A 15,787-nucleotide genomic window follows, 5' to 3' on the forward strand; every position below is an offset into this window, starting at 1 on the left:
CTCCTGGCATATTCGATACACCTCCACCGCCGATTCGGTTCCCACGAACTTCACGCCGCTCGCGTCCCCCGGGGCCAGCCGGCCGGCCCCCACATCCCCCACCAGACGCCAGTTCAGCAGGCGTGTCGCGGCCAGCCGGGCATGCGCTTCGGCGGCCCGAATCCGTACCCAGGGATCGTCAATGCGGCGCCTGCCCGTCACCGGATCGGGGATACGGGCCCGGTCGAGCACCGCTTCGAAGAAGTCCTCCGCCTGCATCCCGATCGCGGCGAGCGCGACCCGCTCGTGGTTGAGCTGGCTGGTGATGAGCCCCCAGCCGCCGTGCTCGGGCCCGACGAGGTTCCCCCCGGGGACCCGGATCCCGTCGTAGTGGGTGGCCGTGGTCGTAAGCCCGCCCACGGTCTCGATCGGCGTCCACGAGAAGCCCTCGGCATCGGTGGGGACGAGGACGATCGAGATCCCCCGGTGCGGGGGCGCGTCGGGATCGGTCCGGCAGGCGAGCCAGATCCAGTCGGCGTTCTGGGCGTTGGAGGTGAAGACCTTCTGGCCGTCGATGAGCCACGACCCGCCGTCGCGCCGCGCGCGCGTCCGGAGGGAGGCGAGGTCGGTGCCCGCGCCGGGCTCGCTGTACCCGATGGCGAAGACGGCCTCCCCGCACAGGATCCGGGGCAGGAGGAGGGCCTTCTGTTCCTCGGTCCCGTATGCCATCAGGGTGGGGCCGACGGTGTTGAGCGTGACCATGGAGACGGGGGCGCCCGCGCGGTACGCCTCGTCGAAGAAGACGAACTGCTCGTCGGGACCGCGTCCCTGTCCGCCGTACTCCTCGGGCCAGCCGAGCCCCAGGAGCCCGTCCGCGCCGATCCGGCGGAGCAGCCGGCGCTGGGCCTCGGTGTCGGTGGCGGATGGCGGGCCGTCGGGCATCAGCTCCCGGAAGTACGCGCGGAGTTCGGCGCGCAGCCGCAGCTGCCGCTCGGTCGGGGCGAGGTGCACGGCGACGGCCTCCCGTGGGACGACTGAGGTTTCTGACTGTCCGTCAGATTCAGGAGTCCTGTCAAGGTCGAAGACCGACCGACCGGCTGACCGGCTGACCGACGAACCACCCGACCGACGCACTCGCTCCGGGGTACACGCGCGACGGCCCGCGCTCCGGTACCGAGTACCGGCGCACAGGCCGTCGTTCACACCGCGGTCACGCCCCCCGTCGGGCCGGCTGCCGTGCCGGGCGGATCACCACCACGGGTTGAAGTTGACCACCGGGTTGCTCTGGGCGATGTGGGTGAACGCGGAGCCGTTCACACTGGCCGTGTTGTTCTGGTTGGAGGCGCCGGAACCGGTCGCCACCTGCTGCGTCGTGGTCGAGTTGCCGAAGTTGGCCCCGCCCACGCCGCTGCCGACGATCGAGGCGATGCTCGCGTTCGATCCGTCGTCCGCGAACCCGCCGTTGTCGGCCTGCGCCACCCCGCTGAAGAGCGCCGCGGCGAGAGGGAGGGCGGCGGCGACGGCGACGATGCGGGCGGTACGGATGCTTGCCATGTGTGTTCCTCCGGGAACTGAATACTGGTGCTGGTGCTGGTGCTGGTGCTGGAGCTGGTGCTGGAGCTGGTGCACGGAACTGCTCTGAAGTGCTGTGAAGTGCCGTGAGGTGCTGTGAAGTACGGCCATTTCCGCGGCAGTTGGCCGACCGCCCCGGACGTTGGTGCTCGACGTCGCGAATCCAGAGTTGCCCACCGAATCCCCGGCGAACCACACCGGAGTGCCTGATTCCCCCGCAAGCGTGAGGACAGGCCGATAAACCAGACAGCACCCGGTAGAAGCCCAGCTCACGACGACGGAGAGAGTTCAGGACAGGCTCGGCCCGTGCGCCGCAAGGGAGGAAGCGTTCCGGCAGATTTTCCGCCAATCTCCCCGGCGGACGATCACCGCGGTGCGTGGGCATCCGCGTCCTTGCCGGACCGGAGGACCTGCCGGGTGTCCACGCGGCGGCCTCGTGCCGCTTCCGGGAGGGTTCTACTCAGGGAGCCGTTGCCGACGCTTCGTCCGGCGGAACGGATCCCGGACGCGAGCGGTCCGGACAGCCACGGTCGGGGATCAGCCGCCGGGGACGGCCACGGTCGGGGATCAGCCGCCGACCTCGTCCGTCGCCGAGGCGGGGAGGACGACCCGGATGCCGAACCCGTACGTGCCGGTCGCCCGGGCGATGGCGAGGAAGAGGTCGGCGAAGTGTTCCTGGCCCCGGGCCGTGGCGATGCCGCCGAGGTCGAGGACGGAGTCGCCGGACCAGCCCAGATCGGTGAGCAGGCCCCGCACCACCTGCTTGGCGTCCGCGTCCTCGCCCGAGAGGAACACGGTGCTCGGCCCCTCCAGGGAGTCCGGCGCGACCATCACGCCCCGGTCGATCGTCGAGAACGTCTTCACCACGCGCGTGTCCGGGAACGCCCGCTGGATCTCCTCGCCGAGACTGACGACCGGATGGGAGAGCGTGCCGTCCGCCAGGAAGCCGACGGCGACGTCCAGCAGGACCTTCCCGGCGAGCGCGGGGGCCCCGATCGTGTCGAGCAGGGCCACGGAGTCCGTGCCCGGGGTGGCGTTCACCAGCACCTCGGCGTGAGCGGCCGCCGCCTCCGATCCCTCCACCCGTACGCCCGCCGCCACGAGTTCCTCCATCTCAGCGAGGCGGTCCGGGTCCCCGGGTCGCCGCGACCCGATGACCACGTCGTGTCCGGCCCGTGCCCACGCGGGAGCGAGCGCCTTACCCACATGTCCTGTTCCAAGGATTCCGATACGCATACGGATCATCCTGTCGCCGCCACCCCCTCCTGCGCCTCGGCCAGCGGACCGTACCGTCGTCGGCCCCTGGCCCTAGGCCATGTCCGGCGGCTCATGCGGCCCGTGCGGGCCGCAACCATCGAGTCCCGCTACGGGGCGTCCGACTCCCCCGCAGCCGCCTCGAAGGCCGCGTACGCCTCGGCGTCGAAGAGCACGAAGCGAACCTCTTCCACGTCCGTACGCGCGGCCCGTACCGTCCGTACGGCGATCCGGGCGCCGTCGTCCATGGGCCAGCCGTAGATCCCGGTGGAGATCGCGGGGAACGCAACCGTGCGGTCGCCCAACTCGTCGGCGATCCGGAGGGATTCGCGGTAGCAGGAGGCCAACAGCTCCGAACGGTCCTCGTCGCGGGACCAGACCGGTCCGACCGTGTGGATGACGTGCCGGGCAGGCAGGCGTCCGGCCGTGGTCGCCACGGCCTGCCCGGTCGCCAGCCCCTTGCCGTAGTGGGAGCGGCGCAGATCCTGGCAGGCGGAGAGGATCTCGGGCCCGCCCTTGCGGTGGATGGCCCCGTCGACGCCGCCACCGCCGAGCAGGGAGGAGTTCGCGGCGTTCACGATCGCGTCCACGGCCTCGGCGGTGATGTCCCCCTGCACGAGCACGATCCGCACCACGACAGTCCTCCACTTCTCCGGGTCCCTCATGAAACCCGAAGGAGCACGGCGACCGCACCCGGAACAGGGCGCCCCGAATACGGATCCGGGACGCCCTTGACGAACGGGTCGCGCGACGAACGGGGCACGCGACGCGACGCGCGCTACTGCTGAGGCGGGGGCGGCGGCTGGGGCGGGGAGTCCGGCCGGGTGCCCGTGTCCCCCAGTTGCCCCTTGAGCTTCTCCTGGGCGGTGTCGACATGGCCGGCGTACTTGCCCTGCGTCTTCTTGTCGACGAGGTCGCCGGCCTGGTCGACGCCCCTGGAGGCCTGATCCTCGTGGCCCTTCAGCATTCCCTTGAGCTTGTCGAACACAGACATCTGGCCCTCCTAGCCACTGTTCCAGCCCCTCCAGCATCACGGCACCACCTGAGTCCCGCATCCCCAGGAGATCCGGACCGGCCCCCGAGTCCGGGTCGGGAGGGCGCGGAAGGTCAACGAGGCCAACGCGACGGACGAGTCGCCCCGCGCCCGTCGCAACCGCGTCGCTCACCGCCGTTGAGGCCCGTCCAGCGGGCCTACCGCTGCAAGGACCGTGAGTACGCGCGCGTGGCACGAGCCGTCGACAGCGCCGGGGAGCGGCGCACAGCACGACGGTCCCTGACCGATTGAGCTGGTCAGGGACCGTTCGCCTGCGGTGGGTGTGGGATTTGAACCCACGGTGACATCGCTGCCACGACGGTTTTCAAGACCGTTCCCTTAGGCCGCTCGGGCAACCCACCCCGCGCCTGCGGTGTGTTCACCCGCGGCGCGGGGGACAGCCTAGCCGGTCAGCTGTCGCCGGTGCGCTCGCCGAGGGTGACCGTCGCCTCGGACGTCTTGCCGTCGCGCTCGTACGTGATCTTGACCTGGTCGCCCGGCTTGTGGGTCCAGATCTCGCTGATCAGGGACGGGCCGCTGTCGATCGGGTGGCCGCCGAAGGCCGTGATCACGTCGCCGGCCTTCAGGCCCGCCTTCGCCGCCGGGCCGTTCGGGGTCACCGAGGGGGTGCCGCCCGAGCCCTGGGAGGCGATCTTCGCGCCCTCGCCCTGCTGCTGCATGTTCACCGTCGCCCCGATCACCGGGTACACCGGCTTGCCGGTCTTGATCAGCTGCTGGGCCACGTTCTTCGCCTGGTTCACCGGGATCGCGAAGCCCAGGCCGATCGAGCCCGCCTGGGACTGGCCGAAGCCGCTCCCGGTGGACTGGATGGCCGAGTTGATGCCGATCACCGCGCCGCTCGCGTCCAGCAGCGGACCGCCGGAGTTGCCCGGGTTGATCGACGCGTCCGTCTGCAGCGCGCTCATGTACGAGTTGCTGCCGCCCGAACCGTCGCCCGACGCCACCGGCCGGTTCTTGGCGCTGATGATGCCGGTGGTCACCGTGTTCGACAGGCCGAAGGGCGCGCCGATCGCGATCGTCGAGTCGCCGACCGCCACCTTGTCCGAGTCGCCCAGGGGCAGCGGCTTCAGCCCCTTCGGCGCGTTCGTGAGCTTGAGTACGGCCACGTCGTAGCCCTCGGCCCGGCCGACGACCTCCGCGTCGTACGACTTGCCGTCCGGGAACGTCACGGAGAGCGTGCCGCCGTCCGCCGCTGATGCCACCACGTGGTTGTTGGTGACGATGTGGCCCTGCTGGTCGTACACGAAGCCCGTGCCCGTGCCGCCCTCGCCCTGCGAGCCGCCCGACTTCGCCTGGATGGTGACCACGCTGGGCAGCGCGGTCGCGGCGACCGCCGCGACGGTGCCGGGTTCGCGCTTGAAGGACGCCGGGGCCTCGCCCGAGGAGACGGTGGTGGAGCTGACGCCGTCGTCACCGCGCTGGGCGGCCCAGTAGCCGATGCCACCGCCGATGCCGCCCGCGACGAGCGCCGCGACCAGGACCGCCGCCACCAGGCCGCCGGTCCGTCGCCGGGGCGCCGCGGGGGCGGGGTGCTCGGCCGGCACCGGGGCGCCCCAGGCCGGCACGGTCGGCGGGGGCGCCCCGGTGCCGGCCGAGCACGGCGACGGGGGATGCACCAGCGACCGGGCTTCCAGAACGGTAACAAGAGATCTGCTGTTCGCAAATTCGATCTCGGTTATTCGGACAGGGATTTACTCGTCCGAAGACCGCGTTGTGGCGGAAGTCACCGACTGGTCACCTATGGGGTCCAGGGTGCTGCACCAGCTTTTCCCACAGGACGTCAGGCCGCTGTAAGGCGGAGCTGTGCGTTCACCCCCCTATCTTTATATACGGACAGAACGGACATCCTCCGGTGTGCCCGCCGCGCCCCGCCAATGGCACCATGACGCCGTGACTCACGCACGGCAGCACCCGAACAGCGTCCCCCTCCAGGTCGTCGCCCACCGTGGAGCCTCCGAGGACGCGCCGGAACACACCCTGGCCGCCTACATGAAGGCCATCGAGGACGGCGCGGACGCCCTGGAGTGCGACGTCCGGCTCACCGCCGACGGTCATCTCGTCTGCGTCCACGACCGCCGCGTCAACCGCACCTCGAACGGCCGCGGCGCCGTCTCCGCCCTGGAACTCGCCGATCTCGCCGCCCTCGACTTCGGCACCTGGAAGGGCCGCGACGAGTCCGGCGAGAGCCCCGACTGGGGCGACCCCGGATACACCTCGGTCCTCACCCTGGAGCGGCTCCTGGAGCTGGTCTCCGACGCCGGACGCCGGGTCGAGCTGGCCATCGAGACCAAGCACCCGACCCGCTGGGCGGGCCAGGTCGAGGAGAAGCTGCTCCAGCTCCTCAGGCGTTTCGGGCTGGACGCGCCCGCGTCCCCCGCGGAATCCCCGGTACGCGTCATGAGCTTCTCGGCCCGCTCCCTGAGCCGGATCGCCGCCGCGTCGCCGACGCTGCCCACCGTCTCCCTCGCCCAGTTCGTCTCGCCGCGGCTGCGCGACGGACGGCTCCCCGCGGGCGCGCGCATCGCGGGGCCGTCGATCAGGATCGTGCGCCACAACCCGGCCGTGATCCTGCGGCTCCAGAAGGGCGGGCACCAGGTCCACGTCTGGACCGTGGACGAGGCCGAGGACGTCGAGCTCTGCCAGCGCCTCGGCGTGGACGCGATCATCACCAACCGCCCCAAGCAGGTCCTCGCCCAGCTGGGCCGCGACTGAGCGTCCGGACGGCGCGTTGACGCGTTCCCGCCCCCTGCGGTCCCTCCGGTACCCCTCCTGCACCTCCTTTCCCTTGTGCCACAAGGCTTCTGGGGTCCGCCGGGGAGTGCACCGGCGCGTTCCACGCGTACGCGATCGTCACGAGTGCCTCATCGCATACGGATTGGCCGGTTTCCGGTCCAGGCCATTGGGGCATCCACACGGTGGCGTGGGGCAAAGGAGGTCTCGGGGGTGGCGTTGGTGGTGGCACAGGAGGTGCCCACGTCGTCGAGCATGGCCGTACCTCATGGCCCTGCGGGCGTGGGTGAGGCGCGACACCGGATGCGGGACGAGCTGTTCCGCAGCGGGGTGTCCGAATCGGTCGTCGACGACGCGGTACTGATCCTTTCCGAGTTGCTGAGCAACGCCTGTCGCTACGGCAGGCCGCTGGGGCACGCGGACCGGGGCGAAGGAGACGTGCGGGCGGCCTGGCGGGTGGACCCGGCGGGCGGTCTCAGGGTCGAGGTGACGGACGGAGGCGGCCCGACCCGGCCGGTGCCGGCGACGCCGTCGGTGACCGCCCGGGGCGGCCGCGGGCTGAACATCATCAGCGCGCTGGCCCAGGACTGGGGCGTGCGGGACAGCGCGACCGGCGAGGTCACGGTCTGGGTGGTGGTCACCGAGGGACACCGCCGTGAGGACTTCGCCTCCCGCGTCGGCGGCGGCTCCCGCTTCGACATCCTGGACGCGTACGACGACCTGGACTGACACCGCGGTACGAGGGGCGGGTCGGCAGCGGGCCGAGGACGAGGGACGACCGGGCCCAGCCCCGTACGACACCCGGGCTCGACGCCGTACGAGCTGCGGGCCCGAGCCCGTACGGCCTTCGGGGGCGGCGGTGGGCCGGCGCCGGGCGCGCGATGGGCCGCGGCCCGCCTGAAGGGTGGGGGTGCGTGGTGCGGCTAGGCTCGCGCCCGGAAACAAGCACCGCAACGCCGCGATCGGGAGAAAGCCACACCATGGCCAAGAAGCGCCCCCAGACGAAGGCCGGCAAGACCGGTCAGGCACAGGTCACGAACGGGGAGATCCCGGTCGTCGGCGCGCGCGAGCCCTGCCCCTGCGGTTCGGGCCGCCGCTACAAGGCGTGTCACGGCCGGGCCGCCGCGCACGCCGTGACCGAGCTCGTCCAGCGCCCCTTCGAGGGCCTGCCCGGCGAGTGCGACTGGGTCGCGCTGCGCGAGCTCGTGCCCGCCGCCACCGTGCCGCTCACCCTCAAGGGCGGGCTCCCGGAGGGCGTCCCCTCCGTGACGCTCGCGACCGTGCTGCCGATGGCCTGGCCCGCCCTGCGCCGCGACGACGGCTCCGTGCTGCTCGCCCTGCAGAACGACTCCACCTCCGGCGACCTCGCCCGCGACCTCGCCGACACCCTCCAGCGCGCCCTGGAGACCGAGCCGGGCAACCCGGTCCCGCCGCGCCGCGTCCCCGCCGAGGGCCCGCGCCTGCAGGACCTGCTCGACGCCGACGCCGCGTTCGCCCCCGAGGTCCACACGGGCTTCGAGTTCTGGATCCCGCAGTCCGCGGACGGCGCGGACCCGGAGGTCGCCGCCTCCCTGGAGCGCGCCAACGCCGCCGCCATCCCGACCGTGAAGCTGACGAGCGTCGACTCGGCGTACTGGTGCGAGACCCCGGACAAGAACCACCTGCGCTGGGTCATGCCGTACCCGGAGGAGAAGCTCCTCGACGCGCTCGCCCGCCTCCAGGCCGCCGGCGGCACCTCCATCGGCGCGGACACCCGCCTCGTCGGCTCGTTCCGCGCGCACGGGCTCATGGTGCCGGTCTGGGACCTGCCCACCGCGATGACCGCCGAGGAGTGCGAGAAGCCCGCCGCCGAGTTCGCCGAGCGGCTGACCGAGGCGCTCGCCTCGGACGCTCCGCTCACCGCGGAGGAGCGTCGCGCGCGCGGCGGCCTCACGAACCGTCAGGTCACTCTGAGCTGATACCCCGCACGGTATCGGTGACTGACAGACCGACCAGTCGGTGACTTCCGCCACAACGCGGTCTTCGGACGAGTAAATCCCTGTCCGAATAACCGAGATCGAATTTGCGAACAGCAGATCTCTTGTTACCGTTCTGGAAGCCCGGTCGCTGGTGCATCCCCCGTCGCCAGCGATCGGGCCTTTCCATGTCCGCCTCCGCCCACCGCGAGGCGTCGACGCTCAACTTCCTTCACTGCCCGCCGTGTTGCTCCCGGCCCTCAGCAGCAGGGGAGTGTTGCCCCCCTCGCCCGCTCCGGCGAATTCCGCGACCGCCGTATAGGCCGTGGCCACGCCCCGGCCTCGTTCCCTGGGCGTTTCACAGGTACCCGGTTCGTCCTGCGCGGCGACCGGGCAGCGCACCTGAACGGTCCGCCCGCCGGGCGCCATGAGGGTCAGAAACGCGTCGAGATTCTGGCCGGTCGCGTTGCGGTAGTACGTACGCCCCCAGGTGTCGGAACCCTCCGCGAGGACACAGGTCTGCGCCTCGACCCCCTCGGGAGAGGCGAGTTCCGGCCCACAGTTCGCGACCCGCTCCGGGGCGTCCGGAGCGGCCGATCCGTCACGGGGAGTTACGGGAGGAGAGGCGGGGGAAGCGGGGACGGGAGGTGCGGCCGGGTCGGCGGCGGACTCCGTCCGGCGGCTCAGCCCGAGCCCCTCCAGTACGTCCCCCGGCTTCGCGTCGGAGGACCCGGCAGCGCCCGTCCCGGCGGCGCCGGTTCCGTCGGCGCTCGCCCCGGCGGCACCCGCGGGCCGTTCCCGTGCGCCGGCCGTGGGCTCGCCCGTCGGTCCGGCCCTCGCGACCAGAGGCAGCAGGACGGCGACCGTGACGGCGGCCCCGAGTCCGACCACGCGGAGGTTCACCGGACCCATGCGCCCCATCTGCTCCCTGCTCCTGCTCTGCCGGAGATCTTGAACGGTGGGGCGAACATAGCGGCGCCCCACGGGCGCGCGGTCGCCCGCGCGCCCGTTTCCCGTACAAGTCGGACCGGGACACACCCGTTCGGGTGAAGGGACGGGGTGGAGGGGCGGGGTGGAGGGGGTGAAGCGGCGAAGGCCGCCCGCCGCGTACGCCGGTGGCCGGCCGTTCAGTACGCCAGTCGGCTTTCGCCGCCCGGGGTGCTGGTGCTCGCCTCCACCAGGGCGTCCACCACCGCCTCCACGTCCGGCAGCCACGGCCGGGCCGAGCCCGCGAGCGGGGCCCGCTCCCACCGGACCTGGCCGGTCCCGGCGACCGAGGGCGGCAGGAGCAGATAGCCGCCCTCCCCGTGGAAGCGCAGCGAGCTGGGGACGCTGTCCTTCGCGTACAACAGCTCGCCGAGCCGCTCCAGGTCGTAGGGGGCGACGAGGATCGACCACCGTGTCGGGGTCGCGACCACCGGGCCGAGTCGCATGCCCGTCGCGTCGAGCGCGGCGAGCGCCCGCGCCCCCGCCAGGGCCGGCAGGCTGACCGCGCAGGGCGCGCCGGCGCCCGTGGCCAGCACGACCGGGGCGTCCGGGCGCCGGGTCCACCACCAGCGGATCATCCGCTCGTCGGTGGTGGCCGCGAGCAGCCCGGGGTCGTAGGGGTGCGCGCCGGGCACCGCGCACTCGGGGTCGGGGCAGGAGCAGGCGGCCCCCGCGGTCGTGCGGGTCGTCGCTCTCAGGCCTGCTCCCGGCAGGACCGGCCAGTTCCATTCGACGGCGAAGGTGACCGCCGCGTCGAGCCGGGCGGTCCTCTCCTTGCGCCGGAACCGGAGCCTGCGTCGCCTTCCGAGGATCTCGCGCATGAGCGCTCGTTCCTTTCCGTTGAACGCCGAATCCACATCACACCATGTACAGGACACTTCACCGTGCGTATCAGCGCGTACCGGGTCGGCGGGGTGACGGCCCCTGTCGGAGCGGGGCCGGCCGGGCCGGGTGGAACCACGTGGAAACCGTATGGAGCGGGTCAGTACCAGGTGGAGCCGGGTCAGAACGAGGTGGAGCCGGGTCTGCACCAGAGGCGGGCCAGAACACGATCCCCGCCACTCGATGACGGGCTGCGGCCTGCGGCATGGAAGACGCCGGGGTCCCGCGAAGCGTTCCGGGGCAGCTCCAACTGCCCCTGCCTGTCATCGACTACGTACCCAGCACGCTCGGAATGACGCGCCTTGAAACGACGCCAGTCGACCGCAAAAGGTGCACAGCGGGGACAATTTTCGGCCAACTTCGCCTGGACTTCAACCCTCTCGCACGACCTCACGGACACCACAAGTCCCGTGGGGACAATGCTGGACATCGTTCCTCTTGTGCGTGTACATGTGGATGCATCGAGCGGCTCAGAATGACATGGGGGTTTGCGATGCTATGGCGTCAAACGCACCGGTCGGAAAGCCGACTGACATGAGTGCCCCGCACATGCCGAAAGTGGCTGGAATCGAGTCCACGGTTCCCGGGCCCCCGCACACTACGGCGCCACTCCCCGGCGTCCCCGCCGCGGCGGCACCCTCCGAACCGGTCTCCCCGCCGGGCGCGCTGATCCAGGACCGGCTCGCCACCTGGGTCTCCGACCTCACCACCCTCCACGAACTCACCGAGCGCCTCATCAGGACCGCCTCCCTCGACGAGGCCCTCCGCGAGGTGCTCGGCGCCGGCTCCGCCCTCGTCGGAGCCCGCCGCGGCCTGGCCGTCCTCGAACCGGCCGACGGACTCGGCCCCGCCTCCACCATCGGCCTCGGCCTCGCCCACGCGGAGCTCGGCACGATCGAGACCGTCCCGCGCGGCGCCGGCCACTACGGCCGCCTCCTCGACGGCCTCCCCGACGGCCGTCCCGACCCGGTCCGCACCGCGCCGTTCCCCGATCCGGCCCGCCCCGCGCAGGTCCCCGACCCGATCGCCATCCGCGACGTGCGCACCGAGGAGGGCCTCGACCCCCGCCACCGCGAGGTCGCCGCCCGCCTCGGCTACGCCGCCAGCTACGCCCTCCCCCTCGCCACCGAGGAGGCCGGCCGGCTCGGCGCCGCCGTCTGGCTCTACGACGAGCCCGCCGAGCCCTCCGACCGGCAGCGCCACCTCATCGGGCTGTACGGCCGCTTCGCCACCGAGCACCTCGCCCGCCTCCTCCAGGTCGAACGCGCCCGCGTGCAGGTCGCCACCATCGCCGAGGAGCTGCTGCCCAGCCGTCTCCCGCGCGTCCCCGGCGTCCAGCTCGCCGCCCGGCACCGCACCGGGCCCCGGGGCGGCGGCGACTGGTACGACGCGCTGCCGCTGCCCGAGGGCGCCCTCGGGCTCGCCGTGGGCTCGGTCTCCGGCACCGGACCCAGCGCCCTCGGGGCCATGGGACGGCTGCGCGCCTCCCTCCGGGCGTACGCGGTGATGGAGGGCGAGGACCCCGTCGCGGTCCTCTCCGACCTCGAACTCCTGCTCCGCCTCACCGAACCGGCCCGCTCGGCGACCGCGCTCTTCGCGTACGCCGAACCCGCGCAGCGCCGGATCGTGCTGGCCGGCGCCGGGCACGCCCCGCCGCTGGTCGTCGGGGAGCGCCGCACCGAGTTCGTCGAGACCTCGCTGTCGGCCCCGCTCGGCATGCTGTCCTGCTGGGAGGCGCCGAGCGTGGAGCTGTCCCCGGCACCTGGAGAAACGGTGCTTCTCTACACGGACGGGCTGCTCCGCCGTACCGGCGACGCGATGGACCGGGCGTTCGCGCGGCTTCACGCGGCCGCGGCGAGCGTGCCGCGGGCGGACCGCGGCGACCCGGGCGCCGTCGCCGACCACGTCCTGCGGACGCTGTTCCCCGAAGGGCTCGACACCGGCGTGGACGGGGAGGACGTGGTCCTGCTCGCCGCCCGCTTCGAGTGAGCGGCGGGAGCGGTACGGGTGAGCGGCCGGGGGATCAGCGCGCGCCCGTCGATGTGCCCGCATGTAAGCGGAGCGTGACATTCCGGTAATGGGTCTTCCGGCCCTGGGCCCCCTTCCGTACGACCGTACGATGGTGGGGGTTCAGTGTCGTACCAAGAGGAGGCAGACCCGTGGCCGAGGAGCTCACGCCGGAGACCCCGGAAGAGACTGAGGAACAGGCGATCAAGCAGCGGAAGAACGGCCTGTACCCGGGCGTCTCCGACGAGCTGGCCGAGAACATGAAGTCCGGCTGGGCCGACACCGAGCTGCGCGGCCTGGAGCCGATCGCCCAGGCCGGCCGGACCGCCGAGCGCCGCGCCGCGCTCTCCGCCCGCTTCCCGGGCGAGCGTCTGGTGATCCCCGCGGGCCGGCTCAAGACCCGGTCGAACGACACCGAGTACGCCTTCCGCGCCTCCACCGAGTACGCGTACCTCACCGGCGACCAGACCCAGGACGGCGTCCTCGTCCTGGAGCCGAAGAAGGACGGGCACGAGGCGACGATCTACCTGCTGCCGCGCTCCGACCGCGAGAACGGCGAGTTCTGGCTCGACGGCCAGGGCGAGCTGTGGGTCGGCCGCCGCCACTCCCTCACCGAGGCCGAGCAGCTCCTGGGCATCCCCGCGAAGGACGTCCGCGAGCTGACCGAGGCCCTGCGCGAGGCCACCGGCCCCGTCCGCGCCGTCCGCGGCCACGACGCCGGCATCGAGGCCGCACTGACCGACAAGGTCACCGCCGAGCGCGACGAAGAGCTGCGCGTGTACCTCTCCGAGGCCCGTCTCATCAAGGACTCCTTCGAGGTCGCCGAGCTGGAGAAGGCCTGCGCCTCCACCGCGCGCGGCTTCGAGGACGTCGTGAAGGTCCTCGACAAGGCCGAGGCGACCAGCGAGCGCTACATCGAGGGAACGTTCTTCCTGCGCGCCCGCGTCGAGGGCAACGACATCGGCTACGGCTCCATCTGCGCCGCCGGCCCGCACGCCACCACCCTGCACTGGGTCCGCAACGACGGCGACGTCCGCTCCGGCGACCTGCTGCTACTCGACGCCGGCGTGGAGACCACCGAGCTCTACACCGCGGACATCACCCGCACCCTGCCGATCAACGGCCGGTACACCGAGCTCCAGCGCAAGATCTACGACGCCGTGTACGAGGCCCAGGAGGCCGGTATCGCCGCGGTCAAGCCCGGCGCCGCCTACCGCGACTTCCACGACGCCGCGCAGCGCGTCCTCGCCGAGAAGCTCGTCGAGTGGGGCCTCGTCGAGGGCCCGGTCGAGCGCGTCCTGGAGCTCGGCCTCCAGCGCCGCTGGACCCTGCACGGCACCGGCCACATGCTCGGCATGGACGTCCACGACTGCGCCGCCGCGCGCACCGAGGCCTACGTCGACACGACCCTCGCGCCGGGCATGTGCCTGACCGTGGAGCCGGGTCTGTACTTCCAGGCCGACGACCTGACCGTGCCCGAGGAGTACCGCGGGATCGGCGTCCGGATCGAGGACGACATCCTCGTCACGGAGGACGGCAACCGGAACCTGTCGGAGGGGCTGCCGCGCCACGCCGACGAGGTCGAGGCGTGGATGGCCGCGCTGAAGGGCTGACGCCCGCGTACGTTGGATTCCGAAGGGCCCTCGCCGACCGACCGGCGGGGGCCCTTCCCCGTTCCGTGTGGAGGCGGCCTTCCCGCAGCGGCGGCGGGGGCTTCTCCGCAGCGGCGGCGGGGGCTTCCCCGTAGCGGCGGCGGCGCGCGCGGGTGCCCCCGGCCGGGCGCGCGGGCGCACGCCGGGTCATGCCAGGAGCAGGGAGGGGCTGTCCTTCCACTTCAGGATCTTGTCGAAGCTGACCACCGCGCCGCCCCGGCCCGACCGGTTGCCGAACTGCACGTGGTCCGCGAGCTCCTCGATGAGGCGCAGCCCCCGCCCGTGCTCGGCGTCCGAGGACGCGGCGGGCAGCTCGGCGCCGGGGAAACCGGGGCCCGAGTCCGCCACCTCGATGCGGCAGGTCTCGCCGTCCAGGTACGCCGTCACCCGGTAGGCCGCGCCGGACAGGCCCGCCCCGTCGGCTCCGCGGCCGCCGTGCTCGACCGCGTTCGCGCACGCCTCGGTCAGCGCGACCGACAGCTCGTACGAGACGTCGGGATCGACACCCGCCGTCTCCATCGTCCCCAGCAGCAGCCTTCGGGCGAGCGGCACGCTCGCGGCTTCGCGCCGCAGATGGAGTGACCACCAGATGCTCATGCTCCAGCCTCCCGGCAGCGGCTCGACATACGGTTACCTATTGCCGGACAGAACCCTTCGTAAGCGCACGGACGCGTCAAGAGCGCTCGTTCGGCGGATGCACCGGGCGCGCGCGCCGGTGTATGTCACCCCGTAGGCCCTCAAGAGGCCCACAAGCGACCTTCTGGACCTGCCTCATACGGGTGGGGCCCGTGGTGCGATGATGGGGCCGCCATGAATGCCCCCGCGCTCGCTCCACGGCTGCTGAGGGCCGCGGTGTTCACCGCGGTCTGCGTCGTGCTGTCCGCGCTCGGGCACGCCATCGCCGCCTGTGCGGGCATCCCGCTGTGGACGCTGCTCGCCGGATTCCTCGGCGTCTTCGGCGTCACGGTCCTCTTCACCGGGCGGGAACGCTCCCTCGGCTTCGTCGTCGGCGCGCTCGCCGGCGGCCAGCTCGGGCTGCACGTCCTCTTCGGCCTCGGCCAGCTCCGGCTCGCCCTGAGCGACCAGGCCGACGACGCCCTCGTACGGATGGCGGCCCGGCTCGTCTGCGGCGCGGGGACCTCGTCCCTGACCTCGGCCGACGCCACCCGGATCGTCCGCGAGGCGGGCATGGACCCCTCCGCGGCCACGGCCGCGCACGCGGGTGCCGGAGCGCACTTCGGGCACGCGGCCACCGCGGCGACCGCGCCCGGCGGCGAGCTGCTGCCCGGGCTGCCCATGGTCCTCGGCCATCTGCTCGCGGCCCTGGCCACGGGCTGGCTGCTGCGCCGCGGCGACCTGGCCCTCGTCCGGCTCGTCGAGCTCTCCGGGCAGGGGGCGACGGAGCTCGCCGAGTGCGCCCTCGTCCGCTCGCTGCGGGCCGCGCTCCGGCTCGTACGGGCCCTGCTGAACGGTCTCGCGGCGGCCCCCGGAACGGGTCCGCGGCGGACGGTCCGCACGCGCCCCGACTCCTCGCCGCCACCGGTGGCCGAGGCACTCCAGCACACGGTGATCAGGCGCGGCCCGCCGGCCGCAGCCTGCGTTCTCGCCGCCTGACACGGACCGCTCACAGGGAGCGGGCCGTGCTCGTCCGCACGCCGGTCCGGGTCCCGTCCCGCCGCGCGCCGGACTTCCTCGCCTCTCTCCCGAGCCGGAGT

At 72.6% G+C, this 15,787-nt stretch carries 15 protein-coding genes and 1 tRNA gene; 6 read left to right on the forward strand and 10 right to left on the reverse strand.

What is annotated here, in order from left to right; translation table 11 throughout:
* From EAO70_RS13890 to EAO70_RS13920, 7 genes are all read right to left on the reverse strand, one after another.
* On the reverse strand, positions 1-990 hold a 990-nt coding region (locus tag EAO70_RS13890), incomplete at its 3' end, for an acyl-CoA dehydrogenase family protein (RefSeq protein WP_148003478.1).
* 237 nt (positions 991-1,227) lie between these two features.
* On the reverse strand, positions 1,228-1,533 hold the full coding sequence (locus tag EAO70_RS13895) for a hypothetical protein (RefSeq protein WP_148003275.1): 306 nt from the start codon (positions 1,531-1,533) through the stop codon (positions 1,228-1,230).
* Between the two features lie 585 nt (positions 1,534-2,118).
* On the reverse strand, positions 2,119-2,787 hold the full coding sequence (locus EAO70_RS13900; protein WP_148003276.1) for an NADPH-dependent F420 reductase: 669 nt from the start codon (positions 2,785-2,787) through the stop codon (positions 2,119-2,121).
* Positions 2,788-2,915: 128 nt separating this feature from the next.
* The gene (locus tag EAO70_RS13905) at positions 2,916-3,440 is read right to left on the reverse strand and encodes an O-acetyl-ADP-ribose deacetylase (RefSeq protein WP_148003277.1); all 525 of its coding nucleotides are present in this window, start codon (positions 3,438-3,440) and stop codon (positions 2,916-2,918) included.
* Between the two features lie 143 nt (positions 3,441-3,583).
* A complete protein-coding gene (locus tag EAO70_RS13910; protein WP_148003278.1) occupies positions 3,584-3,799 on the reverse strand; it encodes an antitoxin in 216 nt (71 codons plus the stop codon).
* Between the two features lie 314 nt (positions 3,800-4,113).
* Positions 4,114-4,200: transfer RNA gene (locus EAO70_RS13915), tRNA-Ser, on the reverse strand.
* Positions 4,201-4,248: 48 nt separating this feature from the next.
* Positions 4,249-5,478 (reverse strand): S1C family serine protease, encoded by a 1,230-nt coding sequence (locus tag EAO70_RS13920; RefSeq protein ID WP_410091278.1) that lies wholly within the window; start codon positions 5,476-5,478, stop codon positions 4,249-4,251.
* A 271-nt stretch (positions 5,479-5,749) separates the two neighbouring features.
* On the opposite strand from EAO70_RS13920, the gene EAO70_RS13925 reads away from it, so the two are divergent.
* The 3 genes from EAO70_RS13925 to EAO70_RS13935 all read left to right on the forward strand — a co-directional run bounded on the left by EAO70_RS13925 (position 5,750) and on the right by EAO70_RS13935 (position 8,547).
* Entirely contained in the window at positions 5,750-6,571 is an 822-nt protein-coding gene (locus EAO70_RS13925; RefSeq protein ID WP_148003279.1) for a glycerophosphodiester phosphodiesterase, read from the forward strand.
* Positions 6,572-6,715: 144 nt separating this feature from the next.
* The gene (locus EAO70_RS13930; RefSeq protein WP_148003280.1) at positions 6,716-7,318 is read left to right on the forward strand and encodes an ATP-binding protein; all 603 of its coding nucleotides are present in this window, start codon (positions 6,716-6,718) and stop codon (positions 7,316-7,318) included.
* A gap of 251 nt (positions 7,319-7,569) precedes the next feature.
* On the forward strand, positions 7,570-8,547 hold the full coding sequence (locus EAO70_RS13935; RefSeq protein WP_148003281.1) for a DUF5926 family protein: 978 nt from the start codon (positions 7,570-7,572) through the stop codon (positions 8,545-8,547).
* A gap of 219 nt (positions 8,548-8,766) precedes the next feature.
* Here the strand turns inward: EAO70_RS13935 and EAO70_RS13940 are convergent, their stop codons facing one another.
* Both EAO70_RS13940 and EAO70_RS13945 read right to left on the reverse strand, forming a co-directional pair.
* On the reverse strand, positions 8,767-9,456 hold the full coding sequence (locus EAO70_RS13940) for a hypothetical protein (RefSeq protein ID WP_148003282.1): 690 nt from the start codon (positions 9,454-9,456) through the stop codon (positions 8,767-8,769).
* 215 nt (positions 9,457-9,671) lie between these two features.
* Entirely contained in the window at positions 9,672-10,352 is a 681-nt protein-coding gene (locus EAO70_RS13945) for a bifunctional DNA primase/polymerase (RefSeq protein WP_148003283.1), read from the reverse strand.
* A 559-nt stretch (positions 10,353-10,911) separates the two neighbouring features.
* Between EAO70_RS13945 and EAO70_RS13950 the strand changes: the two genes are divergently transcribed.
* On the forward strand, positions 10,912-12,402 hold the full coding sequence (locus tag EAO70_RS13950) for a PP2C family protein-serine/threonine phosphatase (RefSeq protein WP_148003284.1): 1,491 nt from the start codon (positions 10,912-10,914) through the stop codon (positions 12,400-12,402).
* Between the two features lie 170 nt (positions 12,403-12,572).
* Positions 12,573-14,033: an aminopeptidase P family protein gene (locus EAO70_RS13955; protein WP_148003285.1), complete on the forward strand. Its 1,461-nt coding sequence runs from the start codon at positions 12,573-12,575 to the stop codon at positions 14,031-14,033.
* Between the two features lie 186 nt (positions 14,034-14,219).
* On the opposite strand, the gene EAO70_RS13960 is transcribed toward EAO70_RS13955, so the two are convergent.
* Positions 14,220-14,669 (reverse strand): ATP-binding protein, encoded by a 450-nt coding sequence (locus EAO70_RS13960; RefSeq protein ID WP_148003286.1) that lies wholly within the window; start codon positions 14,667-14,669, stop codon positions 14,220-14,222.
* Positions 14,670-14,882: 213 nt separating this feature from the next.
* Here EAO70_RS13960 and EAO70_RS13965 point away from each other — a divergent pair, with 213 nt between their 5' ends.
* Complete coding sequence (locus EAO70_RS13965; RefSeq protein WP_148003287.1) at positions 14,883-15,686, forward strand: hypothetical protein; 804 nt, start codon at positions 14,883-14,885, stop codon at positions 15,684-15,686.
* Positions 15,687-15,787 lie beyond the last annotated feature (101 nt).

Source organism: Streptomyces sp. adm13(2018) (assembly GCF_008042145.1).
GTDB lineage: Bacteria > Actinomycetota > Actinomycetes > Streptomycetales > Streptomycetaceae > Streptomyces.